The 16,342-nt window shown below is 73.7% G+C and carries 15 protein-coding genes; 8 read left to right on the top strand and 7 right to left on the bottom strand.

The genetic code is table 11. The features are described 5' to 3' along the window. Positions 1-3 precede the first annotated feature (3 nt). Together Nocox_RS25465 and Nocox_RS25460 are read right to left on the bottom strand one after the other, a co-directional pair. Positions 4-825 (bottom strand): ABC transporter permease, encoded by an 822-nt coding sequence (locus tag Nocox_RS25465; protein WP_020541002.1) that lies wholly within the window; start codon positions 823-825, stop codon positions 4-6. Further along, positions 815-1,645: an ABC transporter ATP-binding protein gene (locus Nocox_RS25460; protein WP_246649543.1), complete on the bottom strand. Its 831-nt coding sequence runs from the start codon at positions 1,643-1,645 to the stop codon at positions 815-817. Before Nocox_RS25460 ends, Nocox_RS25465 begins: the two co-directional genes overlap by 11 nt. 176 nt (positions 1,646-1,821) lie before the next feature. On the opposite strand from Nocox_RS25460, the gene Nocox_RS25455 reads away from it, so the two are divergent. From Nocox_RS25455 to Nocox_RS25440, 4 genes are all read left to right on the top strand, one after another. Then, entirely contained in the window at positions 1,822-2,505 is a 684-nt protein-coding gene (locus Nocox_RS25455; RefSeq protein ID WP_084685299.1) for a phosphotransferase, read from the top strand. Positions 2,506-2,507: 2 nt separating this feature from the next. After that, positions 2,508-2,939, top strand: coding sequence for a DUF1707 SHOCT-like domain-containing protein (locus tag Nocox_RS25450; protein WP_020541005.1), 432 nt, complete (start codon positions 2,508-2,510; stop codon positions 2,937-2,939). 1 nt (position 2,940) lies between these two features. Further along, positions 2,941-4,167, top strand: a complete 1,227-nt coding sequence (locus Nocox_RS25445; RefSeq protein WP_020541006.1) for an acyltransferase family protein — start codon at positions 2,941-2,943, stop codon at positions 4,165-4,167. Between the two features lie 322 nt (positions 4,168-4,489). Next, positions 4,490-5,068, top strand: coding sequence for a hypothetical protein (locus Nocox_RS25440; RefSeq protein ID WP_020541007.1), 579 nt, complete (start codon positions 4,490-4,492; stop codon positions 5,066-5,068). Between the two features lie 78 nt (positions 5,069-5,146). On the opposite strand, the gene Nocox_RS25435 is transcribed toward Nocox_RS25440, so the two are convergent. Beyond that, the gene (locus tag Nocox_RS25435) at positions 5,147-7,510 is read right to left on the bottom strand and encodes a rhamnogalacturonan lyase (RefSeq protein WP_020541008.1); all 2,364 of its coding nucleotides are present in this window, start codon (positions 7,508-7,510) and stop codon (positions 5,147-5,149) included. Between the two features lie 294 nt (positions 7,511-7,804). Here Nocox_RS25435 and Nocox_RS25430 point away from each other — a divergent pair, with 294 nt between their 5' ends. The 3 genes from Nocox_RS25430 (at position 7,805) to Nocox_RS25420 (ending at position 12,340) form a co-directional block, all read left to right on the top strand. Continuing rightward, positions 7,805-10,387 (top strand): M14 family zinc carboxypeptidase, encoded by a 2,583-nt coding sequence (locus tag Nocox_RS25430; RefSeq protein WP_246649541.1) that lies wholly within the window; start codon positions 7,805-7,807, stop codon positions 10,385-10,387. A gap of 344 nt (positions 10,388-10,731) precedes the next feature. Next, positions 10,732-11,163 (top strand): transposase, encoded by a 432-nt coding sequence (locus Nocox_RS25425; protein ID WP_026213893.1) that lies wholly within the window; start codon positions 10,732-10,734, stop codon positions 11,161-11,163. After that, positions 11,150-12,340, top strand: coding sequence for an RNA-guided endonuclease InsQ/TnpB family protein (locus tag Nocox_RS25420; protein WP_020541011.1), 1,191 nt, complete (start codon positions 11,150-11,152; stop codon positions 12,338-12,340). The genes Nocox_RS25425 and Nocox_RS25420 overlap by 14 nt, the downstream gene beginning before the upstream one ends. A gap of 210 nt (positions 12,341-12,550) precedes the next feature. Here Nocox_RS25420 and Nocox_RS25415 read toward each other — a convergent pair whose 3' ends face one another. After that, positions 12,551-13,837: an FAD-binding oxidoreductase gene (locus Nocox_RS25415; protein WP_020541012.1), complete on the bottom strand. Its 1,287-nt coding sequence runs from the start codon at positions 13,835-13,837 to the stop codon at positions 12,551-12,553. Between the two features lie 195 nt (positions 13,838-14,032). Here Nocox_RS25415 and Nocox_RS25410 point away from each other — a divergent pair, with 195 nt between their 5' ends. Continuing rightward, positions 14,033-14,182, top strand: coding sequence for a hypothetical protein (locus Nocox_RS25410; RefSeq protein WP_020541013.1), 150 nt, complete (start codon positions 14,033-14,035; stop codon positions 14,180-14,182). On the opposite strand, the gene Nocox_RS25405 is transcribed toward Nocox_RS25410, so the two are convergent. The 3 genes from Nocox_RS25405 to Nocox_RS25395 all read right to left on the bottom strand — a co-directional run bounded on the left by Nocox_RS25405 (position 14,175) and on the right by Nocox_RS25395 (position 16,327). Continuing rightward, positions 14,175-14,657 carry a metallophosphoesterase family protein gene (locus Nocox_RS25405; protein WP_020541014.1) on the bottom strand — a complete coding sequence of 161 codons (483 nt, stop codon included), beginning with the start codon at positions 14,655-14,657 and terminating at the stop codon, positions 14,175-14,177. The two genes, Nocox_RS25410 and Nocox_RS25405, sit on opposite strands and share 8 nt — an antisense overlap. 66 nt (positions 14,658-14,723) lie before the next feature. Beyond that, positions 14,724-15,956 (bottom strand): RNA polymerase sigma factor, encoded by a 1,233-nt coding sequence (locus Nocox_RS25400; RefSeq protein ID WP_020541015.1) that lies wholly within the window; start codon positions 15,954-15,956, stop codon positions 14,724-14,726. Further along, positions 15,953-16,327 carry a YciI family protein gene (locus Nocox_RS25395; RefSeq protein ID WP_246649896.1) on the bottom strand — a complete coding sequence of 125 codons (375 nt, stop codon included), beginning with the start codon at positions 16,325-16,327 and terminating at the stop codon, positions 15,953-15,955. Before Nocox_RS25395 ends, Nocox_RS25400 begins: the two co-directional genes overlap by 4 nt. Positions 16,328-16,342: the final 15 nt, after the last annotated feature.

Raw genomic sequence — 16,342 nt, 5'->3', positions numbered from 1 at the left:
CACTCACAGCAGCCCGCCCCGTCCCCAGCCGCGGGCCAGGCGGCGGGCGGCGAACACCCCGGCCAGCAGGCCGAGCCCCAGCAGGACGGCGGCCGGCGTCAGGACGCCCGGCAGGTCGGCACGGACCGCGGCCTGCATCATGGCCAGCGCCCAGTAGCCGGGGGAGACGTGCGCGGCGGCCTGCGCCCAGTCGGGCATGATGCTCAGCGGCACCAGCGCCCCGCCCAGCGAGCTGAGGGTGAGCGCGCCCACGTCGGAGATCACGCTGAGCTCGCCGTGGCTGCGCACCAGCGTGGCCAGCGCCGCGCCGATCGCCAGCAGCGCGAACGCCCAGACCAGGATGGCCGCCAGCACCAGGCCGGGATTGGCCGGCATGGGCAGCCCGATGGCCAGCACCCCGTACACCACCAGGATCGCCTGCTGCGCGATCATGACCGCGAACAGCGGCAGCGTCTTGCCGATCAGCAGCTCGAACGCCGGCGCCCGGCTGACCCGCAGCCGGTCCCAGGTGCGCCAGGTGCGCTCGGACAGGATCGAGTTGCCCGCCATGGAGATCGCGAACACCGAGAACATCACCATCAGGCCGGTCGCGATCTGCGTCGTGCCGCCCGGCATGGCCCGGACGTAGAGGGGCTTCAGCACCAGCATCAGCACCATCGGCATGACGACGTAGCTGATCATCTGGCCGGGGTCGCGCAGTCGCAGCGTGAGGTTGTGCCGGGCCAGGGCCCCGATCCGGTGGACGGAGTCGAGCAGGCCCAGCCCGCGCGGGGCGGCGGCCACGGGGGCGGGGGCGGCGCCGTTCGGCGGGGTGTCAAGGAGCATCGTGGACCGCCAGCGATCGGTAGAGGTCGTCCAGGGACGGGTTGCGCACGTCCACGCCGGTGACCGGGCGGTCCACGCGGCGGAGCAGGTCGATGAGGGTCGCGGCCGGCTCACGGGTGGAGACCGCGATCTCCTCCTGGCCGTCCAGGGTCACCCTGACCTCGCCGGGCAGGTCGCGCAGCAGCTCGTCGCAGGCGCCCCTGGCGATGATCCGGCCCTCGCGGGCGACCGCGATCGTGGCCTGCAGCTCGGTCAGCTCGGGCAGGTAGTGCGTCGTGTAGACGACGGCGGCGCCCTCCCCTGCGCGCTGCTTGACCACGTCCAGCATGGCCTGCCTGGTCTCCAGGTCGGCGCCCGCGGTGGGCTCGTCGAGCAGCAGCAGGCCGGGACGGTGCACGAGGGCGCTCGCGGCCTGGGTACGGCGCTGCTGGCCGCCGGAGAGCTTGCCGGCCCGCCGTTCCATGAGCCCGGCGAGCCGCAGGACGGCCGAGAGTTCCTCGATCGCCGCGCGCAGCGCGGCCCGCCGCAGCCCGGCGAGCCTGCCGTAGAGCTCCAGGTGCTCGCGCACGGTGGCGGACGGGTACAGCGCGATGTGCTGGGGCGCCACGCCGACCTCGCCGCGCGCGGCGGCCGGGGGCCTGCCGTCGATGGTCACCCGGCCGCCGTCGGGGCGGACCAGGTGGGACACGATCTCCACGAAGGTGGTCTTGCCTGCGCCGTTGTGCCCGAGGAGCCCGACGATCTCTCCGGGCTCCACGTTCAGCGAGAATCCGTCGAGGGCCTGGATCGTGCCGTACCGCTTGACAAGCTCGGTTGCCACCAGCAACGTGTCACCTCCCCGTGTTCCGATGGATATGAGCGGGCAGATACGGATGAAGCCATGGTGGCCGGATCCTCCGGGGAAAGAGGCGCCCGGCAGGTGGCAGGTAGTTGCCGGAAAAGTCGGCCAGTGGTGCGACATTTCTTGACCCGTCTTGACTGCCTAACCTGACCCCTATGCATGTGGGGTCGTTGATCGCGTCGGGATGCGACTGCGAGATCTTCGAGGCCGGGCCAGGCCGGGTCGTCCGCCGCGCCCGCGACGGCCGGAGCCTCGAACGCGAGGCCGCCGTCATGCGCCACGCGCGCCGGCACGGCTTCCCCGCGCCCGAGGTCTTCGACGCCGACGGCCCCGACATCCTCATGGAGCGCGTGAACGGCCCGAGCCTCATGGCCGAGGCGGTCCGCGTCCCCGAGCGGGCGCCCGAACACGGGCGGCTGCTGGCCTCGCTGCTGCGCGCGCTCGCCCGCGTCCAGGCCCCCGGCTGGCTCCAGGCCGCGCCGGGCGGGCCCGGCAACCGGCTGCTCCACCTGGACCTGCACCCCGCCAACGTGCTCCTGACGCCGGACGGGCCCAGGGTCGTCGACTGGGCGAACGCGGCCAGGGGCGCGGCCGGCGCGGACGTCGCCTGCACATGGCTGGTGCTCGCCACCGCGCCCCTGGAGGCGTCGATGGACGTCTGGCGGAGCGGGATGCTCGCGGCGTTCCTGGCGGGCGTGGACACCGTCGCCGCCCGCCGGTACCTGCCCGCCGTCGCCGATCGGCGCCGCGCCGAGGAGCACCTTTCGGCGGCGGAGAAAGCGGAGATCTCCGCGTTTCTCGCCCGCAGCCCCTTCCCCGACGAACAGGCGGGAGCTTGACCATGGACCAGTACCGCGACGTACGCGCCTCCGACGCCGATCGGGAGGCCGCCGCCGAGCGGTTACGGGTCGCCGTCGAGGAGGGCTGCCTCGACTTCGGGGAGTTCAACGACCGCATGGGCCGCGCCTACCAGTCGGTGACCAGGGGAGAGCTGGCCACGCTGGTCGCCGACCTGCCCGCCGGCCGTCCCGCGGCCACGGTCACCGCCTCCTCCGTCCGGCCGCGCCGCCTGCCCCGCTGGGCCAAGGTGCTCTGGGCCGGCTGGGGGACGCTCTTCGCGGGCAACGTCGCCGTCTGGGCCGTGGTCAGCGCCTCGGACCCGTGCCCGGTGGACTTCTGGCCGACCGGGCTGCTGCCGCCCGGCTTCGTCCTCGCCATGGTCACGGTGGGCACGGTCCTCCGCAACCGCGACGCCACGGCCGGGGACTCCTGACATGCGGCGCGCCGACCTCGACTCGCTCCGCGTCCTCATGGTCGCCGGGCTCGTGCTCTTCCACTCCGCGCTGGTCTTCGACGCCCACGACGACTTCTACGTGCACAACGCCGAGACCACCGAGCTCACGCTCGTCATCGCCGCCGTCGGCGTGCTGTGGGCGATGCCGCTGCTGTTCTTCGTGGCCGGGCTCGGCGCCTGGCACTCGCTGGGCCGGCGCGGCACCGCCGGCTACGCCGCCGAACGCCTCCGGCGGCTGGGCGTGCCCCTCGTGTTCGGGACGGTCGCGCTCGTGCCGGTCCCGCAGTGGCTGCGGATGCGCGGCGAGACCGGCGAGCGGATCTCGTACCTGGAGTTCCTGCCCCGGTTCTTCCGGATCCGCCTGGAGCCGGGGAACGTCCCGTTCGTGCTGCAAGGCGACTTCTTCGAGACCGGGCACCTGTGGTTCCTGGTGCTGCTGCTGACGTTCTCGATGATCCTGGCGGGGCTCAGCCGGTGGCTGCCAGGCGGGCCGGTGGCGCGGCTCCGGGAGCGGGCCGCCGCGTACGCGCTGCGCCGCCGGGGCGCGGTCCTGCTGCCCGCCGTGCCGCTCGCGCTCTTCTGCGCGCTGGCCGGGCTGGAGCAGGAGTACGCGGGATGGAACCGGTGGGCGTACCTGATCTTCTTCCTGGCCGGCTTCGCCTTCGCCGCCGACGGGCGCTTCCGCACCGCCCTGCGCCGGGACGCGCGGCTGGTCGCCGGGGCCGGGCTGGCGCTGTTCGCCGCCGGCGTGCCCGTGCTGCTGGTCGCCGGCGACGCCGCCTTCACCGGCCCGGACCCGCTCGCCATGGCGGGGCGGTTCCTCTACGGGGCGGCGGGCTGGTGCTGGCTCACCGCCATCCTGGGACTCCTCGACCGCCCCCGCCGTCCGGCGTCCGGCGGCGCGCCCGGCTCGCCGGCGTCCGGGCGGCGGGCGTACCTGGCCGAGGCCGTGCTGCCGCTCTACGTGCTGCACCAGCCGGTCGTCGTCGCGGTCGCCCACGTCGTGGTCGGCTGGGAGGCGCCGATCGCCGTGAAGTACGCCGCGATCGTCGTCGTCTCGCTCGCCGTCATGGCCGCGCTGTACGACCTGCTGGTCCGCCGCACCGCCGTGACCCGCTTCCTGTTCGGCATGCGCCCGCGCCCGTCGCGGGACGTCAGCCCCGCGGCGGACCCGGTGCCGGCCGCGCCGCCCCGCTCGGAGCCGTGACCTCCTCCGTACAGTGACCTCCTCCGTACAGTGGCGGGCCGAGGGGAATGCGGGCCCGCCCTGGTGGCGTTACGTATCCGACGCTTTACCTACCGAGGTAGATCTATGCCGGATATATGGCGATTTGTTTGCGTCTGTCCAGGTTTAGTAGGTAGCTTGGTAGGTGTTGGCCAAGGGGGACCCAGTCTTCCCCTTGGCATTGGATCACCGGACTCCCCGGATCCCCCCGCGCTCCACGTAGCGACCGCATTGGCTCAGGCCCGGCTACATCAGTCAAGCGAGCGCAACCTCCGTGTTCCCTAACGAAGGACTTTCCTTGACCATGTCCGTTCGCACGCGAGCTCTCAGCCTGCTGACCGCCGCCACGCTCGGCGGCCTGACCATCGGCGCGGCCACCGCGCACGCCGACGTGAAGACCGCCGCCTCCGCGAGCGACGCCAAGTCCCAGGCGATCCTGCTCACGGGCTCGACCAAGGCGTCGTACTTCTGGGACGACTCCTCCGGCCGGGCCGGCGACACCGGACTGCCGGCCGCGGGCAAGCCCATGCAGAAGGGCCTCGCCGCCAGCCCGAGCTGGCCGCTCATGACCGAGGGTTACGTGGTGTACAAGGGCAAGAAGCTGCCCTTCTTCGTCGGTGACCGCGGCCCCGGCGAGCCCTCCGACCGCGGTGTCATGCTGGACCTCGACGCCAAGACGTTCGCCGAGCTGACCGGCGGCCGCTTCAACCCCGACACCCTGGGCGTGGACGGCGTCGGCGGCGAGGGCCACATCAAGATCAACTACGTCATCACCAAGTGGGGCGACGGCATCGGCCGCAAGAACGTGCCCGTGGCGTTCTCCACCGGCGCCTGGGCCGAGAAGGACACCGGCGTCCGCCCGGTCTCCGTCAAGAACCCGTGACCCCGCAGGACTGACCTGCCGGTCACCGGACCACGAGGAGGGCGTCCCCGCGAGGGGGCGCCCTCCTCGCGTTCCCGTTCAGCGCGTCCGCGGCACCGGCACCTTCGACCAGTCGAGGTCGGAGGCGAGGTAGAAGCTCGGGTAGGCGGGCTGGTTGTACGCCGTCTGCTGCCGCGCCACCTCCACCCGGTACTGCGGGTCGTGCATCAGCGTGTACAGCTTGCGATCGGTGACCTCGGTGCTGAGGTGGACGCGCAGGGCCGAGCTGTCGGCCGTGCGCACCAGCAGCTCCTCCCGCCAGTCGCCGAACACGTCGGCCACCAGGCCCGGGTTGCCCTTCGTCCAGTTGTTCGTCAGCGTGCCCTCGGCGGTCAGCAGCGTGCCGCGCCGCCGGTCGTCGATCGTGGGCGTCTGCAGGACGGTCGTGGCGGTGCCGTTGACGAGCTGCGTCGTCATGTCGGCCGCCCACCGGATGCTCATGTTCGTCCCCGGCACGTCGTCGCGGCCCAGATAGTCGCCGCGGGCCGACCACAGGCCCCCCTGGACGGTCTGGCCGGGCGGCATCGACGACCACGCCTCCAGGCCGCGGATCGCCGGGTCGACGTCGCCGGCCATGCCGCGGCCGGTGTCCACGCCGCTGTAGCCGCCGAACAGCACCCGCCCGGTGGCCGCGTCGCGCATCGCCCATCCGTACGGGGCGCTCCGCCCGCCTTCGTGCACGGTCCAGATCTCCAGGCCGGGACGGTCGGGGTCGAGGTCGCCGACGTGCATCGCGTCGCCGTGGCCGAGCCGTACGGTCTGGCCGGGCACGTTGCTCTGCGGCGGGGCCTCGGCGAAGGACGAGTACAGCACGTCGCCGTCGTCGTCGAGCGTGGCGGCGCCGTACACGATCTCCTGCCGGCCGTCGCCGTCCACGTCGGCCGCGCTCATCGAGTGGAAGCCCTGCGTGGTTATGTCGGCATATTTCGGGTTGGTGCCGGGCTGGCCGTGCGGGGAGGCGTTGAACGGGTTCGCCATCGGCACATGGCCGCTGTCGGCGTACCAGACCTCCTTGAGCCGCCGGCCGTCCCAGTCGTAGGCGACGAGCGTGGTGCGCGTGTAGTAGCCGCGCGCGAAGACCGCCGAAGGACGCCGGCCGTCGAGATAGGCGACTGCGGACAGGAACCGGTCCACCCGGTTGGCCGGCTCGACGCGGGCCATCGCGTAGTCGCCCCACATGAGGCCGTCGTCGCCCCTGCCCGGCTTGTACGGGACGGTCTGGAGCTCCTTGCCGGACGCGCCGTCGAGCACCGACAGGTACTCGGGGCCGCTGACGACGAACCCCGCGAACTCCCGCAGCCGGTTGTTGGCGCTGCGGCCGGGCGCGTACACGTCCACGAAGTGGTTCGCCAGCTCGACGGCGGCCTCGTGGGAGAGCGGGTACGTGTGCGCGGGCGCGATGCCGAACGCCTCCTCCAGCGTCCGCGGCCAGCGCCCGGCGACCACCTCGGGGTGCTCGTGCCACTTCTCGAACATGGCCACGAGGTGGTCGAAGTAGCCCTCGGCGCTCAGCCGGTAGTCGTCGGCGTGGGAGTGCCCGGCCCTGACGTCGGCCCTGGGCATCGTGACGTAGCGCTCGGAGACGACCTGGCCGCGGGGGCCGTACCGGATGATCTTCGTGCCGGGGGCGGTCTTGAGCATCAGCTCCGAGCGGCCGTCGCCGTCGAAGTCGTAGACGAGGAACTGCGTGTAGTGGGCGCCGGAGCGGATGTTGACGCCGAGGTCGAGCCGCCAGCGCAGGGTGCCGTCGAGCTCGTAGGTGTCGAGGTAGGTGTTGCCGGTCCAGCCGCGCTGGGAGACGTCCTTGGAGTTGGACGGGTCCCACTTGACGACGTACTCGTACTGGCCGTCGCCGTCCACGTCGCCGACGCTCACGTCGTTGGCGGAATACGTGTACGCCTCGCCGGCGGGGGTGACGCCGTCGGCGGGTTTGGTGAGCCTGATGTCGAAAAACGATTTAAGCCAGGGCGTGGCAACGGCGCTGCGGCGGCCCTCGTGGCCCTCCGCGACCGGGGCCACCTGGTAGCGGGAGTCGGGCGTGCCGGCGGGATCGAGATGGTTCGTGCTGCCGGTCACCGTCGCGATCGGGCGGCCGTCGCGGTAGACGCGGAAGTCGGCGCCCGTCATGCCCGTGGCGCCGTGGCCGGTGACCTCCTCGCCGAGCAGCCGCCAGCTCAGGAAGACGCCGCCGGGGGTGGAGGCGGCGACCAGGCCGCGGTCCAGGCGTTCGAGCCGCGGCCCCGCGCCCGCGCCGCCGGTCGCGACAGTGGCCGTGGAGGTGGCCGGTGCGGACGGCGGCGCGGCGGTGGCGGGCGGGGGCGCCGTCGCCAGGGTGGTGAGGAGGGCGGCCAGCGCGAGGGTCGCGGCGCGGCGGCGCTCGCGCGGGCCGAGGGGGAGTCTCATCGTGACGGGCTCCTCGCAGTGAGGCCCGCATGGGGGTGCGGGATTAAATCGATATAATCAATGCGCAGGTGAGGTTTGTCAAGGATTTGTTTCCTGCTTATTTCTCGCAGTATTTTCGCGAAATTACTGCATCTGTTGTGCAGTGAGCCCCCGCGCCCGCCACCCCCGCCCGGCTGCCGGAATGACCACGGATTGACATGGATTGGGCGTCGCTCTGATCACGGTGCCTTGCCGCGTTCCTCGACAAACCGTACGAACGGAACGCACCTCTCATTCATGCACATGGAGGCCGCCGTGCGCTTATCCATCCCGTTGGCGAGCATCGCCGTCTCGGCCGTGCTCCTCGTCCCGGCAGGGACGGCGACCGCCGAACCACCCGCCCCGCCCCAGCCGGCCGTCCGCGACTTCGGCAACGGCCCAGAACGCAACGACGAGGCGGCCGGCGGCGACGAGCGGGCCCAGGCCCTCCGCACCGCCCCTCCGGCGCCCGCCGAGCCGTCCGGCGGACCCTCCCGCGACCTCGGCTACCCCCGCCGCACCACGCTTCCCGAACCGGCCGAGAACCCCGCCGACGCCTCCGTCAAGCTCGGCCTGGTGCCGTACCACGGCATCGCCCCCAAGCTCAACGACCTGCAGCGGCGCAGCGACCGGGTGAGCGCCGAGATCATCGGCCGCAGCGCCCAGGGCCGCGACCTCTACCTCGTCACCGTCACCGCCCCCGAGACCCGCGCCGAGGCGCGCGAGCAGGCCCGCCTCCGCGAGCGCATCGCTGGCGACCCGGCCGCCGCCGCCCGCGACCGCAAGCTCGCCGCCCGCTACAAGGCCCCCCTGTACGTCAACGCGAACATCCACGGCAACGAGTGGGAGGGCACCGACGCCGCGCTGCGCACCATCGAGGAGCTGGCCACCAGCGCCGACCCGAAGGTCGCCGCGCTGCTCGCCCGCACCCGCCTCTACTTCAACGTCACCGCCAACCCCGACGGCCGGGTCAACGGCGTACGCCCCAACGGCAACGGCTTCGACCTCAACCGCGACTTCGTCACCGCCTCCCAGCCGGAGGTCAGGGCGATGCGCCGGCTCATGATCGACGCCCAGCCGGTGACGATGATCGACCTGCACGGGTACGTCAACGGCACCCTCATCGAGCCCACCACCCCGCCCCACGGCGCGAACTACGAGTACGACCTGTTCATCAGGAACGCCTACGCCAACGGCCTCGGCATGGAGGCCGCCGTCAACGGCCTCGGCTACACCCCCGAGAAGGACGGCGTGCACCCGGCGCAGATCCCGTTCCGCGACAGCGCCGAGGGCTGGGACGACTGGCCGCCGATCTTCACCCCGCAGTACGCGCCCTTCCACGGGGCCGTCGCCGCGCACACCGTCGAGATCCCGCTGCGGGTCAACAACGCCGACTACACCAACCTGCCGGTCGAGGAGCTGCGCCGCCGCTCGGCGATCAACACCGACGTGGCCGCCGCCGCCATCCGCGCCTCCTGGGCCTTCGTCCAGGACCGGCACGACACGCTGATCGCCGACCAGATCGAGGTGTTCCGGCGGGGCGCGGCGGGCGAGCCGTCCAGGACCGTGCCGCTCGGCATCGTGCCCGGCTTCGGCCCCGAGGACGTCTACACCACGACCTTCCCCCGCGCGTACGTCATCACCGGCGAGCGCTCGGCCACCGCCGCCGCCCGCCTGGCCGACCACCTCGTGGCGAACGACGTCCGGGTCGGGCGGGCCAGGCACGCCTTCCGGGCGGGAGGCCGGACCTACCCGGCCGGGTCGTACGTCGTGGACATGCGCCAGCCCAAACGCGGCCTGGCCAACGTGATGCTGGAGCCGGGCGCGGACATCTCGCCCCGCGTGGACGCGATGTATGACATCTCCGGCTGGAGCCACGCCCTGCTGTGGGGCGCCACCGTGGAGCCCGTGACCGGTCAGGCGCCGCGCGTCGCGGCCGAGCCGGTCAAGGCCGCCGCCCCGACCGGTTCGGTGCCGCGCGGGTCAGGGCCGCTCGCGGTCGCGGTCGTGGACGCCAAGGAGGTCCAGGCGGTCAACGACCTGCTCGCCCAGGGCGTCGCCCTGACCTGGACGGACGACGGCCGGGTCATCGTCCCGGCGAGCGCCCGCCGCGCGGCCGGGACCGTCGCCGACCGGTACGGCGTCGCCTTCACCCAGGCCGCCGGCGCGACCGGCACGCCGCTGGCGCCGGTCCGCCTGGCCGCCGCCGTCTCCGCGGACGAGCTGTTCACGCTGCGCGAGCTGGGCTTCCCCGTCACCCCGGTGTCGACCGCCGTGCTCAACGCCGGCTTCGACTGGAGCGCCACGGACGTGCTGGTCGTCTCCAGCGGGCTCAGCCACGCCGCGCTGAACCCGGCCGCGCGCGCGGCGCTCGACGCCTTCCTCACCACCGGCGGCGTCATCACCCGGGGCGGCACGGGCGCGGCGTTCAACGCGGCGGCCGGGCTGCTCACCGTGACCGCGGTCGCCGGCCGTTCTGACGCCAACGGCGTCGTGCGGGTGGCGTCGTCCGGCGGGCCGGTGGGCGGCGGGTCGCCGGACCACTCGTTCGTGTACGCGCCGCGCTGGTTCACCGGGCTGGGGCCGGAGGTCAGGGTCGAGCAGGCGTACGCGGCGGACGGTCCTCTCGTCGCCGGTCACTGGCGGGCCGACCCCCGGACCGGCGCGGGCGGGCCCGAGCAGGCCAGGGGCCAGGCGGCGGTCGTGAGCGGCCGGGACGAGCGCGGCGCGGCCGTGGTCATGTTCGGCACCGAGCCGATGTTCCGCAACCACCCGAAGGGCCTGTTCCCGCAGGTCGCCAGAGCCGCCTACTGGACGGCGACAGCGAAGGCGAAGGCGGCCGCGGCCACCGCCCCATGAGCCGGCCGAGGGCCGCGACGGCCGTCACCCCGTGAGCCGGGCGGGCCGGGCGGATCGAACCGCCCGGCCCGCGCCGGTCACGGCGCCGGGGCGTAGCCGGCGCGCACAGGGTCGCGCCCGCGCGGGCCGCCCTGAGCCCGGCCAGCGCCACGATGTCGCCCGCGACCGCCCGGTCCACTTCGGCGTGCCGATGGGCCTGCACCCGCAGGATCCGCCCGGCCCGCTCGACGCGTCCCGCGCCGGCGTCCAGGTCCGGGTCCTCTCGAGGGAACCGTCGCCTTCGGGTGACGTCAGAGTTCTCCGTTCGTCGCCGCGGTGAAGGCGCGGCACTGGATAATGATCGTGTGATTCCTCGGGTGGGCACCTGGCCCGGCGCGGCGTATGACCTCGGGTACCACGTGAGGTTCCCGGACCGTCGCCGCCCGGTGCTGGGCGGCCCGGTTGTGGGCGGCCCGGTTGTGGGCGGCCGGACGAAGGACCGCCCGCGGGAGTTGATCCGCGCCGAAGTAGCCAGGGCGGTCGAGCGCGATCGGCGGATCGTGACGCTGGAGGCCATGCCCGAGCACGTGCGCCTGTTCGTCAGGTCGCATCCCCGGCACTGGCCGCCGTACAAGGTCGGCCGGTTCGGCCGGCTCACCTCCCGCCACCCGCGCACCGAGTTCCCGCACTCGCGCTCCCAGTCGTCCGTGCCGGTCGCCACGCTGTCGGGCCAGATGATGTGGCGCCCTGTCGAAAGGCGGGACGAGCGCATCCTCCGGGGGGATGGCCGTGCGTAGGTCGTTCAAGTTTCTGTTGCGTCCGACCCGTCAGCAGGAGATCGCGCTCGCGGCCTGCCTGGAAGATCACCGGCAGTTGTACAACGCCGCTCTTGAGCACCGGCGCACCGCCTACCGTCGAGCCGGGGTGACGATCCGCTACGGGGACCAGTCCAGTGAGTTGAAGCACATCCGGGCCGACGATCCGGAGGGTCAGGCCCGGTGGTCGTTCTCCTCTCAGCAGGCCACACTGCGCAAGCTGGACAAGGCGTTTCGCGCGTTCTTCGACCGCGTCAAGGCGGGGCGGGCGCCCGGGTTCCCGCGGTTCAAGGGCCGGGGACGCTTCAACGCGGTGGAGTGGCCGAAGGACGGTGACGGCTGCCGCTGGGACTCCCAGCCCGCGCACCCCACTGCCACGTTCGTCCGGTTGCAGGGCGTGGGGCATGTGCGGGTGCATCAGCACCGGCCGGTCATGGGCAGGGTGAAGACGATCAGCGTCACGCGGGAGGGCTCGCGCTGGTACGTGGTGCTGTCGTGTGACGAGGTGCCCGCCGAGCCCCTGCCCGCGACGGGTGCGGCGGGCGGGATCGACATGGGTGTGGCGTCGCTGGTGACCACCAGCGACGGCGAGCACCTCGCCAATCCGCGTCACCTGGCCGCCTGCGCCGACCGGCTCGCGGCGGCCCAGCGGGACCTGGCCCGCAAGAAGCGCGGCTCCAACCGCCAGCGCAAGGCGGTGGCCAGGGTCGCGGCGTTGCACGCCAAGGTATGCCGTCAGCGCCTCGACACCGCGCACAAGGCCGCGCTGGCGCTGGTGCGCGCCTATGACGTGATCGTGCACGAGGACCTGCGGATCGCGAACATGACCCGTAGCGCGTCCGGCACGATCGAGGCGCCCGGCCGCAACGTCGCGGCCAAGTCCGGTCTGAACAAGTCGATCCTGGACGCGGGTTGGGGGGTGTTCCTGCGGGTCCTCGCGTACAAGGCTGAAAGCGCCGGTCGGGAGCGGATCGCGGTGAACCCCGCCAACACCTCCCGGACGTGCGCCGAATGCGGCCACGTCGCCAAGGAGAACCGTGTCACTCAGGCCATGTTCCGATGTCGGGCGTGCGGGCATACCGCGCACGCCGACGTGAACGGCGCGGTCAACATCCTCAGGGCAGGGCTTGCCCTTCGTCAGGCTGCGCAGGCGGCTTAGCGAGAAGCCGCTCCCTTCAGGGAGCGGAGGAGTCACCTTGTTGACGAACGCCCCCCCGTGGCACCCCGTGCCGGTCGGCCCCGCGCCACACAGACTCGATCTGCGGCTCGACCCCGGCCACGCCGTCGAAGACGGCCACTCGATCGCGGCGGGTTCGGGGCGAGTGTAGTGAAGGGGCTCCGGCGGGGGAAACGGGTTTTCTCCCGCCCGTCACGGCTCGACGACGTGCCCGACGCGGAAGAAGCCGTCCGGGTCGTAGGCCCGCTTGACCTCCCGCAGCCGCGCGTGGTCCGCCCCCGACCAGGCCGCCGCGGTGCGCCGCGTGTCGGCCAGGAAGTTGAGGAACGTGCCCCCGTTGTCGTACGGCCGCAACGCCTCGGCCAGCCCAGGCACCGGCGTGTCCACGATCACCGACAGCCGGGTGTCCCGGTGGCTCACCGGCCCGGCGTCCGGCCCCGGGCGGCTCATCGCGCCGCCCCAGTGCCGCACCTCCACGGTCTGCGCCTGCCCGGCCGCGGCCACCAGCACGTCCACGACCGCGCCGGGGACCTCCTCCAGCATGGACATGTGGCGGTTGGGGGTGCCGCCCATGGCCGTGTCCGCGTACGTCGTGGTGCGGGTCTCGTCCAGCAGCGCCGGGCCGGCCGCCCGCAGGAGCGGCGCCAGCAGCCGCCGGCCCTCCGCCTCGTCGCCGGCGTGCACGACCTTGAGCTGCGCCACGTGCCGCCCGGCGAGCGGCCCTTCTGCGGGCATCCGGCGGAGCACGACCGCGGTGCTGAGGTCGTCGGGGGCGGTGTCGATCCACGTCCGGTACGCCTCCAGCAGGTCGCCCGCCGCCTCGACCGGGAAGTACGCGAACCCGCTGTAGACCCGCGAGACCGGGTGCAGCCGGAACTCCAGCGAGGTGACCACGCCGAACCCGCCGCCGCCTCCGCGCAGCGCCCAGAACAGCTCGGGGTGGCTGTCCGCGCTCGCCGTGACGTGCCGTCCGTCGGCCAGCAGCACCTCGGCGCGCAGCACGCTGTCGGCGGCGAAGCCGTGCCTGCGCGCCAGCCAGCCGAGCCCGCCGCCGAGCGTGTAGCCGGTGACGCCCACGTCGGTGGCCGAGCCGGACAGCGGCGCCAGCCCGAACGGCGCGGCGGCGGCGATGACGTGGCCCCAGCGGGCGCCGGGCCCGACCCGCGCGATCCGGCGGACGGGGTCCACCAGCACCGACGCCATCGGCGTGGTCCGGACCAGCACGCCGCCGTCGGCGCCGGCGTGCGTGCCGTGCCCGGTCGCCTGCACCGCGAACGGCACCCCGTGCGCCCGCGCCGCCAGCAGCGCCGCCCGCACGTCCGCCATGCCGTACGCCTCGGCGACCAGCGCGGGCCGGGAGTCCACGGCGGGGTTGAGCGCGCGGCGCAGTTCCTCGTAGCGGCCCTCGCCGGGCCGGTGCGCCCGCCCGGTGAAACCGGTGAGGGTGATGTCGTCGTCGATCCTGTACGGCCGGCTCATCTCGTCGCCCTTTCGTCAAGTCCTGCGATCAGGGTGCGGGAGGGCGCTTACGGTCTCGTTCCCGTCGCCTTACCGCACCTCTTAAGACCGGATGAGAGCCAGAATCTCGTCGCGGCGCGGCCGGCGAATCCCGCCGCCGTCGCCTTCGCCGCTACGCCGCTCGCGGTAGGCGGGAGCCGGGCTGCTGCGGCGGGAGTGGTACCGGCGGATGACCTGCCCCAGCGCCCGCGCCGCGTCGTCGCCCAGGCCGGGGCCGCGGCGGCGCTGGGGGACTTCGGCGGGCGGCCCATCGGCGTCTTCGGCCCCCACCGGCTCAAGGACGGCGGGCGCGACGTGGTCAGGTGACGGGCACGATCTCGGCCCTGGTCAGGACGCCGTCCTCGACGGTGAGCAGGCCCACCGTGCCGTGCGGCTGGCGGCGGCGGTCGGTGGGCGAGCCCGGGTTGAAGATGCGCAGGCCGTCGCCGTACTCGTCGAGCGGGATGTGGGAGTGGCCGAAGACCACCAGGTCCGCCTCGGGGAAGCGGCGCCGCAGGCGGGCCAGGCGGCCCTTCGCCGGGCCGCTGTCGTGGATCATGCCGATCCGCAGGCCGTCCAGCGTCAGCTCCAGGGTCTCCGGCGCGGTCACGTCGGGGCCGTCGTTGTTGCCCTTGACCGCGTGCACCGGCGCGTACGCGGCCAGCTCGGCCAGCACCGAGGCGACGCAGACGTCCCCGGCGTGCAGGATGACGTCCGCGCCCCGCAGGTGCTCGGCGACCCGGGGCGGGCAGGAGCGCCAGCGCCGGGGCGCGTGGGTGTCGGACAGCGCGACCACGTTCACGCCCTGCTCCTGCCCGCCGGGCCCGGGGTCGTCACGTCCCGCCGCCGCGGGCGCCGGCGGGGGCCGTCAGCTCAGGCGGACCGCCCGGCCCTCCAGGTAGTCCCGCTCGGGGACGCTGGCCGTCAGCAGGGCCGCCTCGCGGTAGGCGCCGGCCGCGCCGGCGTGGTCGCCCGCCAGCTCCAGCAGGTGCGCCCGGACCGCGGCCGGCCGGTGGTGGCCCTTGAGCCGGCCGTCGGCCGCGAGCCGGTCGAGCCGGGCGAGCCCGGCGCGCGGGCCGTGCACCATGGCCTCGGCCACCGCGTGGTTGAGCTCCACCACCGGGTTGTCCTCCAGCCCCGACAGCACCCGGTACAGCGCGAGGATCTGCGGCCAGTCGGTCTCCGCGGCCGAAGGAGCCTCGTCGTGCACGGCCGCGATGGCCGCCTGCACCTGGTAGGGCCCGAGCGGGGCCGTGGACAGAGCCCCGCTCACCAGCTCCACGCCCTCGGCGACGAGCCGCCGGTCCCACAGGCCGCGGTCCTGCTCGGCGAGCGGGACCAGCCGCCCGTCCGGCCCGGTGCGGGCGGGCCGCCTCGCCTCGGTGAGCAGCATGAGCGCCAGCAGCCCGGCCACCTCGCCGTCGTCAGGCAGCAGCCGGTGCACGACCCTCGCCAGCCTGATCGCCTCGCCGGTCAGCTCGTCGCGGTGCAGCTCCGGCCCGGCCGTCGCGGTGTAGCCCTCGTTGAAGATCAGGTAGAGCACGTGCAGCACCACCCGCAGCCGCGCCGCCCGCTCGCCCTCCGGCGGCGGCTCGAACCGCGCGCCCGCGGCCTTGATCCGCTGCTTGGCCCGGCTGATGCGCTGCGCCATCGTCGCCTCGGGCACCAGGAACGCGCCCGCCACCTGCGCCGTGGTCAGCCCGCCCACGGCCCGCAGCGTGAGGGCGAGCTGCGAGGGCGCAGACAGCGCCGGATGGCAGCACAGGAACAGCAGCGTGAGCGTGTCGTCCCGGTCGCCCACCGGCTCCTCGCCCGGCCCGGCCACCGTGCGGGCGTCGGACGGCTCGGCGGCGGACGCGCTCTCCTCGCGCCGCCGCCGGGCGTGCTCGCTGCGTACGAGGTCGATGAGCCGCCGCGAGGCCACCGTCACCAGCCAGGCCCGCGGGTTGTCCGGCACGCCCTCCCGCGGCCACTGGACGGCGGCGTCGAGCAGCGCCTCCTGGACGGCGTCCTCGCAGGCGGCGAACTGCTCGTGGCGCCGGACGAGAATGCCGAGCACCTGCGGCGCCAGCTCCCGCAGCAGCGCCTCGACCTCGGTCATCCCCGCGCCGGGCCGCCCTCGCCCGCGGGCGGCCCGACCTCGTCGATGATCGGCCGCACCTCCATCGCGCACAGCCGCGCGTCCGGCCACCGGGCCGCGATCTCCGTGGCCCGCTCGACGCTCGCGCACTCCACGATCAGGTAGCCCGCCAGGAACTCCTTGGCCTCCAGGAACGGCCCGTCGGTGACGGCGGGCACGCCGCCGCGCACCCTGACGACACGCGACGTGCCGGGCCCGTCGAGCGCCTGCCCGCCCACCAGCTCCCCGCTGTCGGTGAGCTCCTTCATCAGGGCGTCCACCTCGGCCATCACGTCGGACTCGTGGGCGGCTACGTGCTGCTGCGACTCGGCGTTGGCGTAGATCATCAACATGTACTTCACCCGCTC

This window comes from Nonomuraea coxensis DSM 45129 (assembly GCF_019397265.1).
Lineage (GTDB): Bacteria > Actinomycetota > Actinomycetes > Streptosporangiales > Streptosporangiaceae > Nonomuraea > Nonomuraea coxensis.
The sequence above is the reverse complement of the archived record's forward strand: the minus strand, read 5'-3'. Positions and strand labels throughout refer to the sequence as shown.

Bases quoted from the DNA above. Each gene is read 5' to 3' on its own strand.
- Nocox_RS25465 (WP_020541002.1), bottom strand. From the start codon at position 825: ATGCTCCTTGACACCCCGCCGAACGGCGCCGCCCCCGCCCCCGTGGCC.
- Nocox_RS25455 (WP_084685299.1), top strand. From the start codon at position 1,822: ATGCATGTGGGGTCGTTGATCGCGTCGGGATGCGACTGCGAGATCTTC.
- Nocox_RS25450 (WP_020541005.1), top strand. From the start codon at position 2,508: ATGGACCAGTACCGCGACGTACGCGCCTCCGACGCCGATCGGGAGGCC.
- Nocox_RS25445 (WP_020541006.1), top strand. From the start codon at position 2,941: ATGCGGCGCGCCGACCTCGACTCGCTCCGCGTCCTCATGGTCGCCGGG.
- Nocox_RS25440 (WP_020541007.1), top strand. From the start codon at position 4,490: ATGTCCGTTCGCACGCGAGCTCTCAGCCTGCTGACCGCCGCCACGCTC.
- Nocox_RS25435 (WP_020541008.1), bottom strand. From the start codon at position 7,510: ATGAGACTCCCCCTCGGCCCGCGCGAGCGCCGCCGCGCCGCGACCCTC.
- Nocox_RS25420 (WP_020541011.1), top strand. From the start codon at position 11,150: ATGGCCGTGCGTAGGTCGTTCAAGTTTCTGTTGCGTCCGACCCGTCAG.
- Nocox_RS25415 (WP_020541012.1), bottom strand. From the start codon at position 13,837: ATGAGCCGGCCGTACAGGATCGACGACGACATCACCCTCACCGGTTTC.
- Nocox_RS25400 (WP_020541015.1), bottom strand. From the start codon at position 15,956: ATGACCGAGGTCGAGGCGCTGCTGCGGGAGCTGGCGCCGCAGGTGCTC.
- Nocox_RS25395 (WP_246649896.1), bottom strand. From the start codon at position 16,327: ATGTTGATGATCTACGCCAACGCCGAGTCGCAGCAGCACGTAGCCGCC.